Source organism: Pseudomonas cichorii, assembly GCF_003700275.1.
Taxonomy (GTDB): domain Bacteria; phylum Pseudomonadota; class Gammaproteobacteria; order Pseudomonadales; family Pseudomonadaceae; genus Aquipseudomonas; species Aquipseudomonas cichorii_B.
On sequence record NZ_RBRE01000051.1, the window covers coordinates 12,259 to 33,435 of the forward strand.

The window sequence follows — 21,177 nt, forward strand, 5'->3', positions numbered from 1 at the left end:
GGGATTCATTTGGCTGGCGTCAGGGGTAAAGTGTCAGTTCATCAAGGAGAACACTGTATGCCTTCAACACCCGCTCCATATCTGCAGGCCGGTGAATGTGTCGTGTTATTCGATGGCGTATGCAAACTGTGCAATGGCTGGGCGAAGTTTCTCATTCGCCATGACACTTCCCGCTGCATTCGACTGGCCGCCGTTCAGTCCGTCGAAGGGCAGGCGCTGCTGAAATGGGCGGGGTTGCCGGTCGATCAGTTCGACACCATGGCGGTGATCGACAATAACCGTCTGTTTCTGCGTTCGGACGCATTTGTGCAGGTCATGCGCAAGATGCCTCGCCCCTGGTCCTGGCTGATTGCGTTACGCATCTTTCCGCGCCCATTGCGGGATTGGCTATACGACCGGATTGCCTTGAATCGCTATCGCCTTTTTGGCCGTTACGACAGTTGTCTGTTGCCCACTGCCGACCATGAGCAACGCTTCCTCAAGGCGGCAGCTCATGAGTGAGCTGCAACGCATTGCCTGGGTCGCCCGGCTCGGTCTGGCCCTGATGTTCTTCTACCATGGGCTGGTGCCGAAGATTCTCTGGCTGAGCCCGGGAGAGCTGGAAATGATCCAGGCCCATGGTTTTGCAGATGCACGCTGGGTGGCCTGGATGAGCGGTGTTGCGGAAATGGGCCTGGCAATCGGCTTGATGTCCGGGCATTTCAAGCGCACGACGGTGATTGTCAGTGCTGTCGTCCTGGCTGGACTGTTGATTGACGTGGCGCTGATGACTCCACACTTGATGATCCAGGCCTTCAGTCCCGTTTCCCTGAACGGCGCCGGTCTGGCCCTGTGTGCAGTGGTCTGGCTTGCCGAGCGCTCAGCGCACTTCGACCAGCACCGGACAAGGTGAGGAATCGAGGATCTTGCCGCCCACCGAAGGGTCAAGCAGGCGTCCGAGAAACGACAGGTGCCGGTGGCCGATGACGATCAGTTGGCTTTCGATGCGTTCGGCTTCTGCGCAGATGGCTTTTGCCGGGTCGCCGGTCAGGGTTTTGGCCGAGCAACCGATGCCGCGGTTCTGCAGTTGTAACAGGGCATTTTCGATGAGGCTTTCGGCATGTTGCTGTTCATGGGCGGCGGCCGGATATTCCTGATTGGCGAATAGGCTCTGGCTGTCATCCAGGGCATAGGCCGGGTCCAGCACGCAGACCAGATGCAGGTGGGTATTGCACTTGGTATTGGAATAGGCAAAGGCACTGGCCAGATCCAGCACCTTGCGGCTTTGCGGGCTGCCATCGAGTGCGACCAGAATGGTTTTGAACATGCAGACATCTCCTCGGGAGTCGTCAGTCTGCATAGCCGCAGGCCTTCGGTAAATGCTCCAGACCGCAACAATGAATTGCGTCTGGCGCAATCGACATACCGGCTGTCACCGCGCTGGCTGGTGGCTTGTCGACGTGTTGTGATCTATCCGCTGCAGACGTAGAATTCCCGGCATCCGGTTGTATCCCCATACCCACAATAATTCACATCGCACGCTGCGCTCGGTGATTCCTTCACTGGCGGGGCGTTTTTGCGTTTGTTGTCTGGAAGGGGCTGGCCTGATTTTGCTGTACAGGTGCCATGCATTGCCTATGCATGGCGAACGGCCCGAGGGCTGGAATACTCCTTGAGCGTTTTGATGAACACACCTTCTGAGGTTCGTACCGGTAGCTGGCTGGGCGTGATTGCCCTGGCGCTGGCTGCCTTCATTTTCAATACCACCGAATTCGTGCCGATTGGCCTGCTGAGCAATATTGGCGAAAGCTTCGACATGACCACCGCGCAGGTTGGCCTGATGCTGACCATCTACGCCTGGGTCGTTTCGCTGATGTCCCTGCCGATGATGCTGATCACCCGCAACATCGAGCGCCGCAAGTTGCTGGTCTGCATATTCGTTCTGTTTGTCGTGAGCCATATTGTCTCGGCCACGGCTTCGAGCTTTGGCGTGCTGCTGATAAGCCGGGTCGGCATTGCCTTCGCGCATGCCATCTTCTGGTCGATCACCGCTTCGCTGGCGGTACGCATTGCGCCGCCGGGCAAACAGGTCCAGGCATTGGGACTTCTGGCTACAGGCACGTCGCTGGCCATGGTGCTGGGCATTCCCTTGGGCCGTGTGCTGGGCGAAGCGCTGGGGTGGCGTACGACCTTCATGGGCATCGCCGGGGTTTCCGCGCTGACCGTATTGCTGCTCAGCCGTACGCTGCCACTGCTGCCCAGCCAGAACTCCGGCTCGCTCAGAAGCCTGCCGATCCTGTTCAAGCGGCCACGGCTGGTGGCGCTCTATGCACTGACCGCGATCGTCGTCACCGCGCATTTCACGGCCTACAGCTATATCGAGCCTTTTGCCCAGACCGTGGCGCACTTGAGCGGTGAGATGACGACCTTGTTGCTGCTGCTATCGGGCGGCGCCGGGATCATCGGCTCCATCGTGTTCAGCCTGTTCAGCAGCCGTTTCCCCAATGGTTTGCTGATTGCGGCCATTACTCTGGTTGCGCTGTGTCTTCTGATGCTGCTGCCGTTTGCGAGTCAGGCGGCGGCCCTGGGATCATTGAGCGTCGTGTGGGGGATGGCCATGATGTGCTTCGGCCTGCTGCTGCAAGCCCGAGTCCTGACCCTGGCGCCGGATGCCACTGACGTGGCGATGTCGCTGTTCTCCGGGATTTTCAACATCGGTATCGGTGGCGGCGCCTTGCTGGGCAGCGTGGTCAGCAGCCAGTTGGGCGTAGCAGAAGTGGGCGTCGTAGGTGGCCTGGTAGCCGTTGGCGGGTTGCTGCTGTGTTGCGTCAGCACTTATCTCTTCAGTCGGCAGGACTCTGCCGCAGTGGCGAACTGCAAGTGCTGAGCTGATCGCCGATCAGGGGCTGTTGAATATCAACAGCCCCTCATTTCCCTCAGGCCTTGAGCCTGCCCAGCCATTCCAGCGACGTTCTCCAGATACAGATCCCCATGAAATAGGCTGACATGGCGAACCACATGCCCATCATCACCGGGCCATTGTGCGGGTGATTGATGATCAGCGAAGCGCTGCACAGCAACCAGACCGTAGTGACCGCGATATTGATCGGCATGAACTTGCGTACACGGAACGGATGCAGGAATTTCATCCGGGTCAGGGTCAGCAGGGCCAGGGCCACGATGGTGACAAAGGTTACCCAGGGTGCAGGTGACAGGATGTACAGGCTCAGGGCGACCACGTTCCAGGCGGCCGGGAAGCCCTGGAAGTAGTTGTCCTTGCTTTTCATGTCGACGTTGCAGAAGCAGAACAGCGACGAAACCAGAATGATCGATATGCTCAACAGCAACGTGAATTCCGGCAGCGGGATGTAGCGATAGATGAACAGTGCCGGGATAAAGACGTAGGTCAAGTAGTCGATCACCAGATCCAGTGCCGAGCCATCGAAGTGCGGCAGTACCGAGTGCGTGTTGACCTTGCGTGCCAGCGAACCGTCGACACCGTCCACGATCAGGGCGACACCCAGCCATAGCAGGCAGGCCTTGGGCTCATTATTGAACAATGCAATGGTTGCCAGAAACGCAAGGACCACGCCGGTGGCGGTGAAGCCGTGAGCCCCCCATGCGTTGATTCTGGCTATGCGTTGATTGGTTATCACGGGGCGCTCTCCAGAGAATAATACGTGTCAGTGTTACAAGCCTGAGCATCACAGATGATGTAGCTACTATCGACCCGGTAATCGGCGATAAGGTTCAGCGGTGACTATCGCTGGTTTTTCCGTCATTTTCCAGAAAACTGCTGTCTGCGGTGGACCGCTGGTCCTTGTATTCCTCGGGTTCGACGAAACAGGTCGGCGCAGAGCCATCGGCATTCAGCTGATTGATCAGGGTCGGCTGGCCTTTGTCATTGAAAAATACCTGGCCGATCCCCGCCGAATTCCATAGTCGTTCACCGGCCTTGCTGTGCTCGGGCGTGCGCGGGATGACTTTCATCAGCCGTCGCTTGGTGAACCAGTTGAGAGGTGAACGCGGCGAATACAGCCAGCGATTCAGGCGATCAAAGGTATCGAGCAGGCGGCGTGGAAACTCGTTCTTGATACCGCTGCTGGTGATCTGCCAGATGCGCGGCCCGCCGCTGCGATGGCGGATGAGGATTTCGTAGACGAACGAATAATGCACGTCGCCCGACAGAATGACGTAGTTTCCCGGCGTCCTGGAATGGCGAAAGATATTCAGGATGACCTGTGCGGCACCGCGGTGCGCCATCCAGTTTTCCGCATCCACCAGCAGCGGGTAGCCAAGCCAGCTGAATACCCGCTGGATAGCCTCGATCAGCTTGACGCCGAACACCGGTGCAGGTGAAACGATGATCGCGGCCTGATGGTCGATCAGTTCCTGTTGCAGTTCGCTGAGTGCTTCCCAGTCCAGCAGGCCTGAAGGTTGATTGAAGTTCGACTCACTGCGCCAGCGCCGGGTACGGGTATCGAGCACCACCAGGGCCGGGCTGGTTGGCAAAACGTAATGCCATTGCTGAAAGTGCAACAAGGCGTCGATCAGTGCATCCTGATTCTTGCAGTCCCAACGGTTGTCCTGCTCATTCACCTCGGTGCTCAGGGCTGCGACCTGCTGGATGAGTTCATCCAGCGCATCGGGATTGTTGCCCCATCCCTGACACAGCAGATAAGCCAGCAGGGCGTTGCCAATGATGCGTCTGGAGAACGGATGGCCGTAGGCGCTTTCTTCCCAGTTGGCCGACAGATTCCAGTCATCGGTGATGTCATGGTCGTCGAAAATCATCATGCATGGCAGATGCGCCATGGCCCGTGCAGCGCCGCCCAGGCTGCTCCTGAAGTCGTCGATCAGATGCTGCTCTCTGGCGTAGCGCTCGCGCTGTTCGGCGTTGAGCTGCGGCATGTCCGGCTCGATCAGTGTCCAGGGTGTCGGTGACCAGACCAGCAGATACATCGCCATGACTTCAGCCAGAGTGACCAGATGGTTATCCGCCGAGCTGCTGGTGAACACCGGCTTGCTGACGCCGCCAAAGAAGCGCTCGCGCAGCGTGTCGTTGCTCTTGAGTGCCGGAAGCAGATCGGCGCGCTGGTAATAGCTGGCCGGATGGCCATAGAGGTCAACACTGTCGTCGACCACGGCACCTTCGAGTTTTTCCCCGAACAGGCCCAGGCGCTCGATCAGGGCATGAATCGCCCGCAGCATCGGACCTGCCACGTCATCGGCGTAAATCTGATCGCCGCTCATCATCAACAGGGCAGGCCGATCCAGCGGGTTGCGGCTATCGGCCAGTAAACGATCAACGCACAGCAGGCCCTCGGCCGCCGGATGATGCGGTTTGCGGCATGAGCCATGGAGCATCTGGTCGATCTTGCTGCGCACCACAAAATTGGGGCTGCCGGCCTCTGCGTACAGCAAATGAGGTGCCCAGTCGGCGATACCGCTGTGTTGTTCGCCGTCGATCAGCAGGTCGTAATCGATCAAGGCGTCCTTGGGCAGTTCGCTGTCCAGCCTGACGTCGATCAGATGCACAAAGGCATGGCGTCCCACGGCGATAACCTTGCACTGCTCGGCATCGAGAGGATAGTCCGTGCAGGTCTGCGCGCCGTCGGCGTCGTTGAATTGCAGACGCAAGGTCAGAGAAAGCGCTCGCGATCCTGTCAGCCACAGTACCAGGCGATCTGCTTCCTGACGGCGCAATATAGGGCCTGCGAGTACAGCGGGTAAGGGCGGGAGCGGAACGGCGGGGGGTACGGACATCCTGTTCTCAGGTCCTGACTGAATTTCGACCGGAAATATTACCGTAGGCTGTGTGAAAAATTCCTTCAGGACAGTGGGGGCGCGCTGAGCAACATGTTTCAAAGTTGTTCCAGTCGATGCGCTCAGGCCTGAATGAAAAAACCGGTGCCAGAAGCTCTGGCACCGGTTTTCAGGAGTGGATCAGTGTATCTCTGCTATCAGAGTGTCCACTTCAGCGAGAACATCAGGTTGCGCGGGTCGCCGTAGACACCACTACCGGTACCGGTCGGAATGCCCTGCCAGTACTTGGTGTCGAACACGTTGTTGAAGTTGACGCGGCCATCCCAGTGCTCATCGAGCTTGTAGCCCGCCATCAGGCCGACCACCGAGTAGGCATTCTGTGTTGCGTAGCCGCTGCCGACGCGGTTGAAGGTTTCGCTCTGGGCAAGCACGTCTGCACCGACGCGCCATTTGCTCAGATCGCCGTCCAGGTTGTAGCTGGTGGCGGCCTTGAACAGGTGCTTGGGTTGTTCAGGTGCGAACAAGCGGCCTTCGTTGCGTTCGATTGCATCCTTGACGTACTGGCTCAGCACATAGGTATAGGCTGCGGAGAACTGCCAGTTCGGCGTCAGCGCACCACTGATTTCGGTGTCGATACCGCGGCTGCGGACTTCACCGGCCGAGCCGTAGCAGAGCTGGCTGGACGAGAAGGTTGGGCATGAGGTCGACTGGTCCGCCAGTTCGTAGGCACGGTTCTCCTGAGTCATGTCGAACAGCGCTACGGAGGCGTTCAGCGCACCGTCGAAATACTCGCCTTTCAGGCCGATTTCATAGCTCTTGCCCGTCATCGGCTCCACCACCGAACCAGAGGCATCATTGTTGTTCTGTGGCTTGAAGATCTCGGTGTAGCTGGCGTAGACCGAGTAGGTATCGTTCAGGTCATAGATGACGCCCGCATACGGAGTGACTTCCTGAGTGACCTTATAATCGTTGTCGGTGCTGCGATCATCGTAGTCGTACCAGCTCAGGCGGCTGCCGATGATCACGTGCAGTGGATCGATCGGGTTGAAACGGGCGACTGCATAGAAAGCTTCTTCAGTTGCGGTATACCTGTTCTGGTAGGCGTTGCGGTCAGCCAGCGAAGGCTTGGCGATAACGCTGTGACTGAAGTTATAGATATCCACTGACGGGGAGGCCGACCACCAGCCACCGACCTGATCGAATTTTTCCTCACGACGGCTCGCGCCGATAGTCAGCTCATGCTCACGTCCGAACAGCTGGAACGGACCGGAGAGAGAACCGTCGACGTTGGTCTGATCATCCGTGGTGTCATATTGGCCGGAAGACTGAGTAAAACCTGTGCTGCCGCCGTAGTTCAGGTAGCTGGAAAACGAATTGGACTCGGCCCAGATTTTGGCGGCCGCCAGCTTGGCGCTCCAGCCGTTGTCGAAACGGTGAGTCAGATCGGTGAATACACTGACATTGTCCCGATCCCAGTAAGCCCAGTCGTTACTCAGGAAGGTCGAGCGCGACAGATGCAGGTTTTCCCCGTTGGGACCGGACGGCAGGCTGCCCCAGTCGGAAGTTGCATCGTCACGTTGCTTGGAAGCACCGATGCTCCAGGTGGTTGCATCGCTCAGATCCGTTTCCAGAATTCCGTAAAAGGTCTGGCGCTGTTTGTTGCGCTCGTCGACAAAGCTCTTGTTGTCTTCATACGCCGCCACTGCACGGCCACGGACCGTGCCCGATTCGTTGAGCTTGTTGGAGGCATCGACTTCAGTGCGATAACGGTCCCAACTGCCCGCGCTGGTAGTGATGCTGACCTGCGGCGTTGCGGTTGGGCGCTTGCGCACCATGTTCAGCGTTGCCGAGGGGTTGCCGGCACCGGTCATCAGGCCGGTAGCGCCACGTACGACTTCAACACGGTCATAGATGGCCAGGTCCGCTTCGGAAATAGTGTCCTGAGTGAAAGTCCCCAGGCTGCTCGGCAGACCGTCGTACATCAGGTTGTCGATGGTGAAGCCGCGTGCCAGGAACTGCTGGCGGTCCTGACCGAACTTGCGCAGGGTTACGCCCGGTGCGTATTTGACGACGTCGTTGACGTCGCTCATGCCCTTGTCATCCATGCGCTGGCGCGTGATGACACTGACCGATTGCGGCGTTTCGCGGATCGACAACGGCAACTTGGTCGCCGTACTCATCGAGCCGGTGGTGTAAGACGTGGTGCCTTCGGTGGTCGCAACTCCGGCAAGGCCTGCATCGGCATTGATATTCACGTTGCCCAGCGATACCGGGCCTTCGGCTGGCTGCTGGAATACCTGAGCAGAGTTGCCCTGCACCGTGGCCTTGAGGCCGCTGCCCGCCAGCAACTGATTCAGCGCTTGCGCCGGCTCCAGATTACCGCGCACGGCTGGCGCCTGTTTACCCGCGACCGACTGGGCATCGAAGCTCACTTGCATGCCACTGGCCTGGCCCAGTTGGGTCAGGGAAGACGACAGGGGCTGGGATGGCAGATTCAGGCTGACAGGCGCTGCGATGGCAACGGCTGACAGACCAAGTGCCAGGGCACCGGTCAACGTGGGTATAAAGGGACGAAGCATCTCGTGATTCCTAGAGGGGCATGAAGACAGATCGGCTTTGCAGAGGGCGTAGCGATGGTCGCTCGACGTGGCAAAGGGCAACGTTGAAGGCGCGGATTTAACAATTTTTTCACATCGATGTAAATACAAACGATTTGCAATCACGCTTTGCTTACGGTTCTTGAGCATGTGGGCGTCGACCGTACTGGCTTCTTAATGGCCCGATCACCCCGGCCTGTCTGGTCGAAACGCTTGCATGATGTCTGATGACATATGGAGAGGTCCGGGCTAGAGCCTTGGCTTTATCCGACCAGCGGTGAGGTAGTGCAATGCGATAAAGGCCTGAAGCCAAAATCAGGAAGCCCGCACGAGGCGGGCTATGTACTCAGTTGGCACTGACAGCGTAATGGATTCGTATCTGCGCCAGGCAGCGGACGGCCAGAAGCCCTCTGATCACCATGAATATTTAACGCTGGTCAGCAACGTGCGCCGCATCCCTGGGTAGCACTCATAAGAGTCATCGCAGGTCGCCACGTATTCGGTGTCCAACAGGTTTTGCGCATTGACCGAAACGGTCACGTGCTTGTTGATCGGGTAGCTCGCGCCCGCATCGAATAGCGTGTAGTTATCGATGTGGTAGGTGTTTTCGTTGTCGCCATACAGCACGCCGGTGTAGCGGGCGCCACCGCCCAGGCTCAGACCGTTGAGCGCGCTATCCCTGAAGGTGTAGTTCAACCAGGCGGACGCCATGTGCTTGGGTACGTTGGCCGGGCGATTGCCCTCGTCGCCACGATTGCTCTTGGTGATTTCGGCGTTGGTATAGGTATAGGAGGCAATCAGATCCCAGTTCTGATCCAGCCGGGCCTTGACCTCGGCTTCGATGCCTCGTGACTGCTGTTCGCCCGACGCAACGGTAAAGCCGGTGTTCACGCCGCCTACGATTTCAGTGGTCAGCACATTGGTCTTGGTCAGGTCGTAGGCCGCGAGAGTCATCAGGATTGCATCGGTAGGCTGGTATTTCACACCCACTTCCCACTGATGCGCCATGCTCGGGTCGAAGGCGCTGCCGTTGCGATCGGTGCCGGTGTTGGGAGTGAACGATTCGGCGTAGCTGACATAAGGCGCCAGGCCAAACTCGGTGAGATAGGTCAGTCCCAGGCGGCCGGTGAAGGCATTGTCTTTCTGGTTGGAGGAGGTGCCGACGTGGTTGTCCAGGTCGTTGCGTACATAGTCATAGCGACCGCCAGCGGTGAAAATCCAATGGTCGTCGAACTTGATCTGGTCTTGAACATAAGCGCCGACCTGTTCGATGGTCTGGTCGTAATCAACCGGGTTGATGCTGTTGGCGGCATTGGGGCGGGCGATAGTCATGCCGTACTGCGGGGCGTAGATATTCATACTCGGCGCTTGTGTGCGCCAGCGTGTGATATCGGTGTCCTGGTGGGTGTAGTCGACGCCCATCAAAAGCGTGTGGCTTATCGGTCCGGTACTGAAGTCGGCCTGCAACTGGTTGTCCAGGTTGAACGTGTTCATGTGCTGGTCGAAACGGTCGGCGATTCTTGTCACGTTGCCGGTAGCAGTGTTGACGGCGGTGGGCAGCAGGTTCTGGAAGATCACGTCGACCTGCCCGTACCGGGCGTTCTGGCGGAACTCCCAGGTGTCGTCCAGCCGATGGCTGAACTCGTAGCCCAGGCTGTATTGCTCCTGGTCCAGGCGGTTGAAACTGTGGTCGCCCATCAACGTGTTGGTGGTGTGGCCATTCGGTGTGCTGTAGGCGAACAGCGAACCACCGTTTGAATCACGCATGAAGTCGGTGAGCACCGTCAGGCGTGTATCTTCGTCCGGCGCCCAGGTGAAGGACGGCGCGATATACAGGCGGTCGTCTTTCAGGGCGTGGCCGTCAGCGTAATCCACTTGGGTATCGGCTTCACGTGCCAAGCCGACCACGCGGTAGAGCAGGCTTTGATCGTCAGTCAGCTCACCGCCGATATCGAACTGGCCTTGCAGGCGATCATGGTTACCGCCGGTGAACTGCACTTCGTTGAGGTGATTGGCTTCGGGCTTTTTGCTGACACGGTTGACTATGCCTCCCGCATCTCCCTGACCGAACAGGCTGGATGCCGGGCCACGGACCACGTCTACGCGGTCCAGGGAGTACGGTTCGCTACGGAAAAACGCATAGCTATTGTCTTGCTGGCGCAGGCCGTTGAGATAGTCACTACTGGCCTGGCCATTGAAGCCGCGGATGTACAACCAGTCAAAACCCTTGGGGTCCAGGCCATAGGCTTCCACCTTGACGCCGGGCACGTAGCGCAATGCGTCGGTGACAGTCTGTGCGCCCTGTGCTTGCATCTGCTGGCGAGTGATTACCGAGATTGACTGCGGGACCTCAATGATCGGTGTGTCAGTCTTGGTGCCTGCACTGCTGCGCGTAGCCACGTAACCCTCCACGGGACCCGCCGCCGACTCGGCCGATTTGCCAGTGATGCTGGTGGGGTCCAGTTGCAGCGCCGCGTCGCCCACGGCGATCAGCGAATAGCTGCCATTGCCCAGCAATACCGCTTGCAACTTGCTGCCGGCCAGCAGTTGGCGCAAGCCCGAGTCCACTGTATACACGCCATGCAAACCAGCGGATCGCTGCCCTTGCGCCAAGGTCGGGTCGAAGGAAATATTGATCCCCGTCGTGGCTGCAAACTGGGCCAGTGCGGTATTGACCGAGCCTGCCGGAATATCGAACTGGCTCGATGCGCTCTGTGCCCAGGCTGGCGCAGCAACCATTATCGCGGTCAGCGGTGCGCCCAGTGCCATGCCAAGCAACGTCCGGCGCACTATGCGGGTCAGTGAAGGGGGTCGTTGAGTCGTTGGCTTGTGTGCGGACATACCGTTTCCTTTCGCCCAATGGCAGTAGAGTAGGTGGCGTTTGATGCGCCTCTATCTACCAAGTCGAATGAAAATTTGAATCAACAACCCCTGGGCGGGATTTATTTCTGGGTGCGCATTCAGGCCGGTTCCACTCGGGTCCAATAGCGACTGAATTGGCGAGTGCGTACGGGCAGGGTGACGGACAGGTTATCCAGAACGCTATCGATATTGTTCAGGTGAAAGGCCCCCGAGATACGTAGCGCTGCGACTGCGGGATCGCAACCCAGATGACCGGGACGGTAGCGCTGGAGCTCAAGGATCAGATCGTCCAGGCGCCAGTTGTTGACCACCAGCATTCCACGGGTCCAGGCATCGGCGTTCGGGCTGGCGGGTTGCAGGCTGCCGACCTCGTTCCGACTGAACAACAGCTGCTGGCCAGCCTCTACCCGCACCGTTGGCGTCGTGGCTGCCGTGCGTACTTCGACAGCATGTTCGAGCACACAGACCCGCGTGCGATCCTCTTCGCTGCGCACGATAAAGCGTGTGCCCAGGGCGCGAAGACTGCCTTCGCGAGTGTGCACCACAAAGGGCCGAGCCTGGGCATCGCGAGCGGTTTCGACAAGGATTTCCCCACTGAGCAATTGCAGCTCGCGAAGGCTTGGGCTGTAGCGAACGTTCATCGCTGTGGCCGTATTGAGTTTGACCACGCTGCCATCCTCCAGGTGCAGGCTCCTGCTTTCACCGGTGGAGGTGCGCTGGTCGGCCACCAGCGACGGCAATGAAGTAGTGCGCCAGGCCAGGGCGCCAGCACCGCTGGTAGCGAGCAATAGCGACAGTACCTTGAGCACCTCGCGGCGCTTGATCCGTGCGCTGTTCAGCGTTGGGCGAGCTATACCTGGACCAATCCGCTCAAGGCGTTCCTGTAACTGGATGACCCGTTCCCAAGCCTGACGATGATCGGGCGCACCTTCGAGCCAGCGCCGGTGCGCTTCCCGGGTGACTTCATTGGAGTCTTCGCAACGCAAGTCGACATACCAGCGTGCGGCGGCTTCGAGAGTCGCATGATTCAGCGCCACGTCTTACTCCTCGGTTGCCAACAGGCAATGCATCAACGCTCGTACAGCGTGCTTCTTGACCGTATTGACCGAAACCTGCAATTGCCGGCCAATCTCGACATAGCTCAAGCCATCCAGCTGCGACATCAGGAAGATCTGCCGGGTGCGAGCGCCCAACCCATCCAGTACCCGGTCGATTTCCAGCAATGTCTCAATGATCAGAAAGCGCGTTTCCGGCGAGATATCCAGCGTTTCGGGCCGGGCCGCCAGGGTTTCCAGATAAGCCTGCTCCAGAGTCCTGCGCCGGAACATATCGATCATCAGGCTGCGGGCGATGGTGCTCAGATAAGCACGCGGCTCCCGTAGCTCAGGTGCCTTGCGCTGGGTCAGCACCCGAATGAACGTATCCTGAGCCATGTCCGCCGCGTGATCGACACAGCCCAGGCGTTTGCGTAACCAGCCACAGAGCCAGTGGTGATGATCGGCATAAAGAGCGTGCACGGTCTGTTGATGCAGGCGGTCGACGGAAGACATGGCTCAACCTGAAAAGACTTATATGATAATGAATCTCATTTTCGTGCCTGCAGGATGATTTTGCAAGGGTGAGGTTTTTGTAGGAGAGGGGGCGGTTTTGGCGACCAAACGTGGTCGCTGAAGGATGGCGATATGGCAAGACGAGAAATGCCAAAAACAAGAAAGCCCGCACGAGGCGGGCTTCTTGTTCAACTTGGTGGCTACACAGGGACTTGAACCCCGGACCCCAGCATTATGAATGCTATGCTCTAACCAACTGAGCTATGTAGCCAAGTGGCGCGCATTATTCGCGCAGAACGACTATGTGTCAAGCGTCGATGTGAAAAATAATTACGTTTGATCAATCGGTTAGCTCGGATCGGCTGCAAGCGCCGGGTTTTCGGGGGCTTTGCAGGAGGCGATGGCTTGCCTTGTCGACTCCCTTCACCGGCTTTCATGCAGTCTGAATTCGTCTCCTGACATTCCCATCGAATGTTTCCTCCAGTGACATCTTTGAATACTTCATTTTCCAGACCTTTCGAGGTGCTGTTCCGTGAGCGGCTGGTGTTCGGGTTTCCGAATGCTGAAAGGCGTTTCTGTCGGTTTATCGATGCGAGTTTTTCCTGAAAGGGAACTGTTGGCCCAGGGTTGTCCACGAAGGCGGTTCACTTTGCATGCATTCGATTGCTTCACTGCGCAATTTGCTGCGTTTGACGGCAATAAAGCCCGCGTCGGTCCAGATCTTGCTTTGTTTCAGCCAATGCACTGAACCAGAGCCTTTTCGGGCTCCCGGAAAAACAGGCGATTTCGCTTTTCGGATGAACGAGATGCGATGCCTGTCGTCATTAAATCAATAACATGGCATTTTGCTACTTGGCTTTTTAAGAATGGCACCTGCACGGGATTACCCGTTCTTGCAGGCGGTCCATGGGGGATGTCGGACATGAGTGGGCTTCTATCGCCAGGTATTCGCCTGATGGGGCATTTTGGTTTCGCACGCAAGTTTCAGGTCCTGTTCCTGTTGTTCATGCTGCCGCTGCTGGGCAGCGTATGGATGATTGCTCAGGATTACCGGAACAAGCTTGCGGTCATTACGGGCGAGCAGTCGGGTGTGCGTCAGTTGTTGGTGCTTGATGACCTCGACGTCGAGTTGTCGGCACAACGTGACAACGCTGCCCGCTGGAAGGCCGCCGATATTCTTCGTGAGCCGACACCGGCTGCGAAAGCTGCCATTGCGAAGCTCGATGCCAATATTCCGAAAATCACTCAGGCGCTTGAGGCTGTGGGCGCCAAACTGACACAGGAAGGTGCCTCAGCCGATGCCATGGAGCGTTACAGGGCATTGCAGGCGTCCGTGAAGGGCCTGGACTCAGCTTCGTTGCGTACCGTCGGCTGGTGGCCGGATGGCTATGATCGTTTTACCGCATCCTTGAGCCTGACCCAGGCGCTGCGTGAGCAAATCGCGATGGACAGCGGTTTGATTCTCGATCCATGGCTTGAAACCTACATGCTGATGCAGCTCTCCACGCAGCAGATGCCGGATTTGATCGAGCGTATTGGCCGGATGGCCAGTATCGGTCAAACATCCGTGGCTTCAGGGCAGTTCAGTCTGCAAAGTCGTTTGCAGATGCGTGACCTGCGCAGCCGTATCGATGATGCCAAGGACCAGATGCACAAGGCGGGTAACCTGCTGTTGTCCAAGCTGCCTCCTGAGCTGGAGCCCTGGGCCGTCAAGTACAAGGCGACTTCGGCGATGATGGACAGCGAACTGAAAGTGCTCGACGAGGGCGTTTTTGGTGGCACCATCAAGCTCAAGCCCGAAGAGTTCGAGCGCAGCATCGATGCGTTGCTGGGCGGTCTGGCGCAGTTGCGCAAGCAGTCGTTGAACTCGCTCAACGATCGGCTGGAATATTATCGCGACACCTCCAACATGCAGTTCATCCCGCTGGCGGTGACCTTCGGTGTGTTGATGCTGGTTGCGCTCTATCTGTTCGTCTGCCTGCAGTCTTCCATCCGCCGCAGTGCCAGCGGCATTACCACGCTCGCCGAGTCGCTGCGTGACGGCAACCTGTGCGTTGAGGTGTCGGTTGAGGGGCGTGATGAACTGGCAGCGATCAGCAAGGCGCTGAACGTTGCGGTGGTCCAACTGCGCACCAGCCTGTTGGGCGTCAATCACGAAACCCGGCAACTGGGCGATGCAGTGCTGACGCTCAATAACCAGTCCAACGGTACGCTCAGCGAGGTCGAAGAGCAGCAGTATCAGATCAGTCAGATCGCTGCGGCGGCCACTGAGCTGGCCGCGACTTCCCAAGGCGTGGCCAGAAGCTGCGAACAGGCTTCCGACAGTGCGCGTCAGACACGCAAGATCGCTGAAGAAAGCAGTCGCGATAGTCGCCGCACCACCGACAGCATCCAGCAGCTCAATCAGCGCCTGACCGATACGGCTGCGGCTCTGGGACGAGTCAGCGAACAGGGCCAGCAGATTCAGTCAGTCGTCGACGCGATTCGTGGCATTGCCGAACAGACTAACCTGCTGGCGCTCAACGCGGCCATTGAAGCTGCGCGGGCGGGTGAGCAGGGGCGTGGTTTTGCGGTGGTTGCCGATGAAGTGCGCAGTCTCTCGCAACGTACCCAGGCGTCGACTGCGGAAATCGCCGGCACCGTGGACAGCTTGCGCTCCACTGTGACCCAGGCGGTAAACCTGATGGAAGCCGCGTGCGGGCAGGCGGTCAACGATGCTCAATCGGTAACTGGCCTGGGTGTGCGACTGGGTGAAATTGCCAGTGCCGTGCAAGGCGTGACCGATACCCTGGTGCAGATTTCCACCGCCGTCGAAGAGCAGGCCACGACCGCTGATGAAGTCAGCAACAATATCCAGCAGGTCGATCAGGCGGCAGGTCGTTTGCTCGATGGTGCCCGTGCCGTCAATCAGGCGGCTGACACCCTGAGCAAGGGCAGCCGTGCCTTGAACGACAATACGGCGCGCTTCCAGTTGGGGTAATCGGTCTCGGCAACAGCCTTGCCCAATCACACCTCAATCGTCGGTTCGGCGGTTGAGGTGTTTTGCATTATGGGCTCGCTGTTTTACGCCGCACAGGAACCTCAGACCGCTACAGGTGCCTTGATCCAGGTTGGCGTCACGCTTTGCAGTTGCACACCGGATTGCGGTTTGCCCAGCAGATAACCCTGGAATTCGTCCACGCCCATGGCATGCAGGCATTGCGCCTGGGCATGGGTTTCGATGCCTTCTGCGACGATTTTCAGGGAAAAGCGTTGGGCGATGAGTACTGCGCTTTCCACCACGGCCAGAGCCCGGTCATCCAGTTGGGCGACGAACGAGCGGTCGATCTTGATGCCGTCGATAGGCAGCTCGCGCAATCTGGAAAGCGATGAATAGCCAGTGCCGAAGTCGTCGATGTGGATATGCACGCCCAATTGTCTCAGGTGATGCAGCGACTCGAGAATGCGATCCTTCCAGGCTTCGTCGAACACCGACTCGGTGACTTCCACGATCAGCCGGGCAGGCGACAGATGCTCAATGGCGAGAGTCCGGGCGACAAAGCGGGTGAAGCCGGGCGTTACCAACTGGCGTATGGATACGTTGACGGCCACCGAAGGCAGTTGCGTCGCGGTCTTCTCCCAGGTGGCAGCCGCTCTGCAGGCTTTCTGCAATACCCAGGCGCCCAGCTCGACGATCAGGTCCGACTCCTCGGCGATCGGAATGAATTCCTGTGGGCCGACAGCGCCCAGCGAAGGCGGATTCCAGCGCAGCAAGGCTTCGATGCACATCACCTCGCCGGTTTTTGCGGAGATCAACGGCTGGAAGACCAGCGACAGGCTTTCATCATGCACGGCATGGCGCAGGGCAATATTGATGTCGAGCTTGCGGCGCTGGATCCGGGCCAGTTCCTGATCGAAAAACACGATACGGCCACGGCCCTGACGCTTGGCTTCGGCCGAGGCCAGGTCGGCGGCCTGAAGCAGGTCTTCGATGTTTTCACCATCGTCACCCTGTATGGCAATGCCGATGCTCACGCCGATGCGCAGTGAGGCCGAGTCGACTTCAAAGTTCTTGATCAGCGCTTCCCCAAGGGTTTCCGCCAGTTGCCACGCCTGGCTGCGAATATCGAGCAATGGTGGGGTCACGACAATGAACTCGTCGCCGCCCCAGCGAGCAATGGAGGAGTTGTCGGGCAGCAAGGACTGCAAGCGTCTGGCAACGCCCTGCAGAATTTCGTCACCGCAGGCGTGGCCCAGCCCGTCGTTGATTTGCTTGAAGTGGTCGAGGTCGAGAAACAGGACGGCGCGCAATTGCGGCGCAGCATTTTCCAGCGGGCTTAGTTCGTACATCAGGCCACGCCGATTCGGCAGATCGGTAAGTGAGTCGTGATGGGCCAGGATGTGCAGGGAGCGGGTCCGATCAGCGACGCGCTCTTCAAGCTCGGCGTTGGTCGCAAGGACTTCCCTGGTGCGCAGGGTCAGTTGTTCGACCAGGTCCAGGTTTTCGTTCTGCAACTCGATGGATTTGCGTAGCCGCGCATAGTTGTTGCGATGGCCGGCGATCATCAGGCAGTAAAACACTACGCCAATGACGCTGAGAATCCACTGCGACGGGGTCTGCACGGCCAGTTGGAAGCACGCAGGCAGCATCATCAGGCCGAAATACACCGGGCCCATGATGCGCATCGGCGCGAGAATTCCGCTGGCACCGCCGGCCATGGCCGACACCACCATGATGATCAGGTACTGCTGGGCCGGTGGATAGGTGTTGAATTCGCTCAGGATCAGAATCGCCCACAGCAGACCGGTGGCGAACAACCCGGCGCCTTGAAGCTGCCAGGCTCGCTCAAGCCATTCGATCGACTGACCCTTGGGCGTATAGACGTCTTTGATCAGGTAACGATGCAAGGCCCAGCGAATGCTCAGCGTGAGCACCGTGACGGCCAGCCAGACCCAGCTCCACTCCGTTTCGGTTTCCGAGGTCTGGACCAGCAGCACTACACCGATTGCGGCGACCAGTTGAGCCCACAGACCTGCAAGGTTGCTGCCTAACGTGTATTGCAGAAGCTCAGCCTTCAGATGGGCCTTGTTCATCTTGTCTTTCCCGACAGGTACTTTCTATGGGCGTCCGTTTGTAAGGTGAGATCCATGGGGTAGAGAAGCAGACTGCATTCCTGTGGTGAGCCTGGCCAGATGCGCTACAAGGCTCTGGGGCTGAATGCATCTTTGATCCAAATGATGGCTAAATGCAATCACTATCGAGATCGCTGTGACAATCCTGCGAGCACATGGTCAAGCCGTTATCGGCCGCGTGAGGGAAGAGCTTGAGCAATCAGTCATCGGCAAGGTCCGGGACGCTGTTTGCTGGCGGGTCTGGAGAGGGGATAGGTGCAGAAGGGAAGCCTTTAGCTACTGCAAGTAGCTAAAGGCAGACGCGAGCAACTGTCTTGCGGGCGTTTAGAAAGAGCCCATGTCCAACAGTTTTTGCAGGTATTGCCCGTAGCCGGTCTTTTTCAGTTTTTCAGCCTGCTCACTCAATTGCTGAGCCGTGATCCAGCCGTTGGTGTAGGCGATCTCTTCAAGACAGGCCACTTTCCAGCCCTGGCGCTGCTCGATGGTGTGCACGAAGTGGCTGGCTTCCAGTAGGGACTCATGAGTCCCGGTATCCAGCCACGCAAAACCACGGCCCAGGATTTCCACCGTCAGGTTTTTCTGCTCCAGATAGGCGCTGTTCACATCGGTGATTTCCAGTTCGCCACGCTCGGAAGGCTTGATGTTGCGGGCGATATCGACCACCTGGTTATCGTAGAAATACAGGCCGGTGACGGCATAGCTGGATTTCGGATTGGCCGGTTTTTCTTCGATGCTCAATGCCCGACCGCTTTCGTCGAACTCCACTACGCCAAAACGCTCTGGATCGGAGACGTGGTAGCCGAATACCGTTGCACCGCTGCTTTGCTGGGTGGCGGCGTGCAGTTTTTCCGAGAAGTGCTGGCCGTAGAAAATGTTATCGCCAAGGATCAGGCAGCATGGGTCCTTGCCAATGAACTCTTCACCGATCAGAAAGGCCTGGGCCAGGCCATCCGGGCTTGGCTGTTCTGCATAGCTGAGTTCGATGCCGTATTGGCTGCCGTCGCCCAGCAGTTTGCGGAACGAGGGCAGATCGTCAGGCGTGGAAATAATCAGGATTTCGCGCATCCCTGCCAGCATCAATACCGACAGCGGGTAGAAAATCATCGGCTTGTCGTAGATCGGCAGCATTTGTTTGGACACGCCGAGGGTCAACGGATGCAGGCGAGTGCCCGAGCCACCAGCCAGGATGATGCCTTTACGATTGGTCGTGATCATTTGTTCAGGGTTTCCATGAGCATTCGGGTTACACCACTTTGCCAATCCGGCAAGTGCAGGGAAAAGGCCTTACGCAGTTTTTCTGTGTTCAGACGCGAGTTCAGAGGCCGTTGCGCAGGAGTCGGGTAATCGACTGTTCCGATTGGGGTGACGGTTTCTACTGCCAGTCGCTCACCATTGGCCCGGGCAAAGTCGATGACATATTGCGCGTAGGCGTGCCATGACACTTCGCCTGTCGGCACCAGATGATAGATCCCGCTGAGTTCCGGGCGAGTGAGGACCTGTTGCAGAGTCGCAGCCGTGACATCCGCCAGCAGCTCGGCGCTTGTTGGGGCGCCGAGCTGATCGGCAATCACATTGAGCGTCGTGCGCTCCCTGGCGAGGCGCAGCATGGTCTTGGCAAAGTTGTTGCCGCGTGCGGCGTACACCCAACTGGTACGAAAGATCAGGTGCTTGCAGCCCGAGGCGCTAATCAGTTGCTCGCCTTCGAGCTTGGTTGCGCCGTAATGGTTGACCGGCGAAACCGCATCGGTTTCTTTCCAGGCGCTTGTGCCTGTGCCATCGAACACATAGTCGGTCGAATAGTGAACCAGCAGGGCGTCGAGCCGGCAGGCCTCTTCGGCCATGACCTGGCTGGCCAGGGCATTTATCTGACGGGCTGCGTCACGTTCTGTCTCAGCCTTGTCGACGGCGGTATAGGCGGCAGCATTGACGATGACCTGAGGCTGGACACGAGCAATCGCTTCCCGCAAGCCGTCCGGGTTGCTCAGGTCGCCTGACAGCTCGCCATAAGCGGTCTGCGCGGTATGCCTGTCCAGCGCTATGACTTCGCCAAGCACGGCAAGCGAGCGCTGCAACTCCCATCCAACCTGACCGTTTTTCCCAAGCAGAAGAATTTTCATACTGTTCCGGTGCGCGTGGCGTAGTTTTTATCGATCCATTGTTGATAACTACCGCTTTTCACATGAGCGACCCATTCCGGGTTGTCGAGGTACCACTGCACGGTCTTGCGGATACCGGACTCGAAACTTTCCTCGGGTGTCCAGCCCAGCTCACGCTGAATCTTGCTGGCGTCGATTGCATAGCGTAGATCATGTCCGGGACGGTCCTGAACATAAGTGATCAGATCCGCATGCGGACGGAACGCCGAATCGGGACGAAGCTGGTCGAGCAGGGCGCAGACGGTATGCACCACTTCGATGTTCTGCTTCTCGTTGTGACCGCCGATATTGTACGTCTCGCCGATCTCGCCTTCGGTCACGACCTTGTACAGGGCGCGGGCGTGATCTTCCACGTACAGCCAGTCACGGACCTGATTGCCCTTGCCGTAGATCGGCAGTGGCTTGCCTTCCAGGGCATTGAGAATGATCAGCGGGATCAGCTTCTCGGGGAAATGGCATGGCCCGTAGTTGTTCGAGCAGTTGGTGACCAGAGTCGGCAAACCATAGGTGCGAGTCCAGGCGCGGACCAGATGGTCGGAGCTGGCTTTACTGGCCGAGTACGGCGAGCTTGGCTGATAAGGCGTGGTTTCGGTGAACAGGTCTTCCGGCCCCTCGAGGTCGCCATACACTTCATCGGTGGAAATGTGATGGAAGCGGAATGCAGCCTTGCGCGTATCGTCCAGCCCGTTCCAGTAGCCGCGCGCGGCTTCCAGCAGCGTGTAGGTGCCGATGATGTTGGTCTGGATGAACTCGGAAGGTCCGCTGATCGAGCGGTCGACATGCGACTCGGCCGCCAGGTGCATCACGGCATCGGGCTGATGCTCGCGAAATACCCGGTCAAGCTGTTCGCGGTTGCAGATGTCCACATGCTCGAAAGCGTAACGCTCGCTGTTGTCCACCGCTTGCAGGGATTCGAGATTGCCTGCATAGGTCAGCTTGTCGACGTTGACCACGGCATCGGTCGTGTTGGCGATGATGTGGCGAATGACCGCCGAGCCGATGAAGCCTGCACCACCTGTTACTAAAATCTTCACGAGAGTTTTTACCTTGGGTTCTTACAAGACTTCACGAGGCTCTGCCATTTTGATGGGGCCGTCCTGATACCTTGCCGTTCATTGAGTGCGCGAGCTTTCGGAGGTCGCGACTGTAAGGGAC

15 protein-coding genes and 1 tRNA gene are annotated in these 21,177 nt (G+C 58.3%); 4 read left to right on the plus strand and 12 right to left on the minus strand.

Going from position 1 to position 21,177, the window contains the following annotated elements; translation table 11 throughout:
- Nucleotides 1-57 precede the first annotated feature (57 nt).
- Both ALQ04_RS13790 and ALQ04_RS13795 read left to right on the plus strand, forming a co-directional pair.
- Complete coding sequence (locus ALQ04_RS13790) at nt 58-501, plus strand: thiol-disulfide oxidoreductase DCC family protein (RefSeq protein WP_122316311.1); 444 nt, start codon at nt 58-60, stop codon at nt 499-501.
- A complete protein-coding gene (locus ALQ04_RS13795; RefSeq protein WP_122316312.1) occupies nt 494-892 on the plus strand; it encodes a DoxX-like family protein in 399 nt (132 codons plus the stop codon). The genes ALQ04_RS13790 and ALQ04_RS13795 overlap by 8 nt, the downstream gene beginning before the upstream one ends.
- On the opposite strand, the gene ALQ04_RS13800 is transcribed toward ALQ04_RS13795, so the two are convergent.
- The gene (locus ALQ04_RS13800; protein WP_122316313.1) at nt 860-1,306 is read right to left on the minus strand and encodes a universal stress protein; all 447 of its coding nucleotides are present in this window, start codon (nt 1,304-1,306) and stop codon (nt 860-862) included. The genes ALQ04_RS13795 and ALQ04_RS13800 overlap by 33 nt on opposite strands.
- Before the next feature lie 357 nt (nt 1,307-1,663).
- Here ALQ04_RS13800 and ALQ04_RS13805 point away from each other — a divergent pair, with 357 nt between their 5' ends.
- The gene (locus ALQ04_RS13805) at nt 1,664-2,866 is read left to right on the plus strand and encodes a sugar transporter (protein WP_122316314.1); all 1,203 of its coding nucleotides are present in this window, start codon (nt 1,664-1,666) and stop codon (nt 2,864-2,866) included.
- A 49-nt stretch (nt 2,867-2,915) separates the two neighbouring features.
- Here ALQ04_RS13805 and pcsA read toward each other — a convergent pair whose 3' ends face one another.
- From pcsA to ALQ04_RS13840, 7 genes are all read right to left on the minus strand, one after another.
- The gene (gene pcsA, locus ALQ04_RS13810; RefSeq protein WP_122316315.1) at nt 2,916-3,635 is read right to left on the minus strand and encodes a phosphatidylcholine synthase; all 720 of its coding nucleotides are present in this window, start codon (nt 3,633-3,635) and stop codon (nt 2,916-2,918) included.
- A gap of 94 nt (nt 3,636-3,729) precedes the next feature.
- The gene (locus tag ALQ04_RS13815) at nt 3,730-5,745 is read right to left on the minus strand and encodes an alkaline phosphatase D family protein (RefSeq protein WP_122316316.1); all 2,016 of its coding nucleotides are present in this window, start codon (nt 5,743-5,745) and stop codon (nt 3,730-3,732) included.
- A 197-nt stretch (nt 5,746-5,942) separates the two neighbouring features.
- Nucleotides 5,943-8,324 carry a TonB-dependent siderophore receptor gene (locus ALQ04_RS13820; protein ID WP_122316317.1) on the minus strand — a complete coding sequence of 794 codons (2,382 nt, stop codon included), beginning with the start codon at nt 8,322-8,324 and terminating at the stop codon, nt 5,943-5,945.
- 432 nt (nt 8,325-8,756) lie between these two features.
- Nucleotides 8,757-11,183 (minus strand): TonB-dependent siderophore receptor, encoded by a 2,427-nt coding sequence (locus ALQ04_RS13825; protein ID WP_122316318.1) that lies wholly within the window; start codon nt 11,181-11,183, stop codon nt 8,757-8,759.
- 119 nt (nt 11,184-11,302) lie between these two features.
- Nucleotides 11,303-12,241 carry a FecR domain-containing protein gene (locus tag ALQ04_RS13830; protein ID WP_122316319.1) on the minus strand — a complete coding sequence of 313 codons (939 nt, stop codon included), beginning with the start codon at nt 12,239-12,241 and terminating at the stop codon, nt 11,303-11,305.
- A 3-nt stretch (nt 12,242-12,244) separates the two neighbouring features.
- Complete coding sequence (locus tag ALQ04_RS13835) at nt 12,245-12,754, minus strand: sigma-70 family RNA polymerase sigma factor (RefSeq protein ID WP_122316320.1); 510 nt, start codon at nt 12,752-12,754, stop codon at nt 12,245-12,247.
- Between the two features lie 194 nt (nt 12,755-12,948).
- Nucleotides 12,949-13,025 (minus strand) — tRNA-Met (locus ALQ04_RS13840).
- 1,677 nt (nt 13,026-14,702) lie between these two features.
- Between ALQ04_RS13840 and ALQ04_RS27690 the strand changes: the two genes are divergently transcribed.
- Nucleotides 14,703-15,734, plus strand: a complete 1,032-nt coding sequence (locus ALQ04_RS27690; protein ID WP_409077258.1) for a methyl-accepting chemotaxis protein — start codon at nt 14,703-14,705, stop codon at nt 15,732-15,734.
- 101 nt (nt 15,735-15,835) lie between these two features.
- On the opposite strand, the gene ALQ04_RS13850 is transcribed toward ALQ04_RS27690, so the two are convergent.
- From ALQ04_RS13850 to rfbB, 4 genes are all read right to left on the minus strand, one after another.
- Nucleotides 15,836-17,827, minus strand: coding sequence for a bifunctional diguanylate cyclase/phosphodiesterase (locus tag ALQ04_RS13850; RefSeq protein ID WP_122316321.1), 1,992 nt, complete (start codon nt 17,825-17,827; stop codon nt 15,836-15,838).
- 363 nt (nt 17,828-18,190) lie between these two features.
- Nucleotides 18,191-19,081, minus strand: a complete 891-nt coding sequence (gene rfbA, locus ALQ04_RS13855; protein WP_122316322.1) for a glucose-1-phosphate thymidylyltransferase RfbA — start codon at nt 19,079-19,081, stop codon at nt 18,191-18,193.
- The gene (gene rfbD / locus ALQ04_RS13860; RefSeq protein WP_122316323.1) at nt 19,078-19,983 is read right to left on the minus strand and encodes a dTDP-4-dehydrorhamnose reductase; all 906 of its coding nucleotides are present in this window, start codon (nt 19,981-19,983) and stop codon (nt 19,078-19,080) included. The genes rfbA and rfbD overlap by 4 nt, the downstream gene beginning before the upstream one ends.
- A complete protein-coding gene (rfbB, locus tag ALQ04_RS13865) occupies nt 19,980-21,056 on the minus strand; it encodes a dTDP-glucose 4,6-dehydratase (protein WP_122316324.1) in 1,077 nt (358 codons plus the stop codon). Before rfbB ends, rfbD begins: the two co-directional genes overlap by 4 nt.
- Nucleotides 21,057-21,177 lie beyond the last annotated feature (121 nt).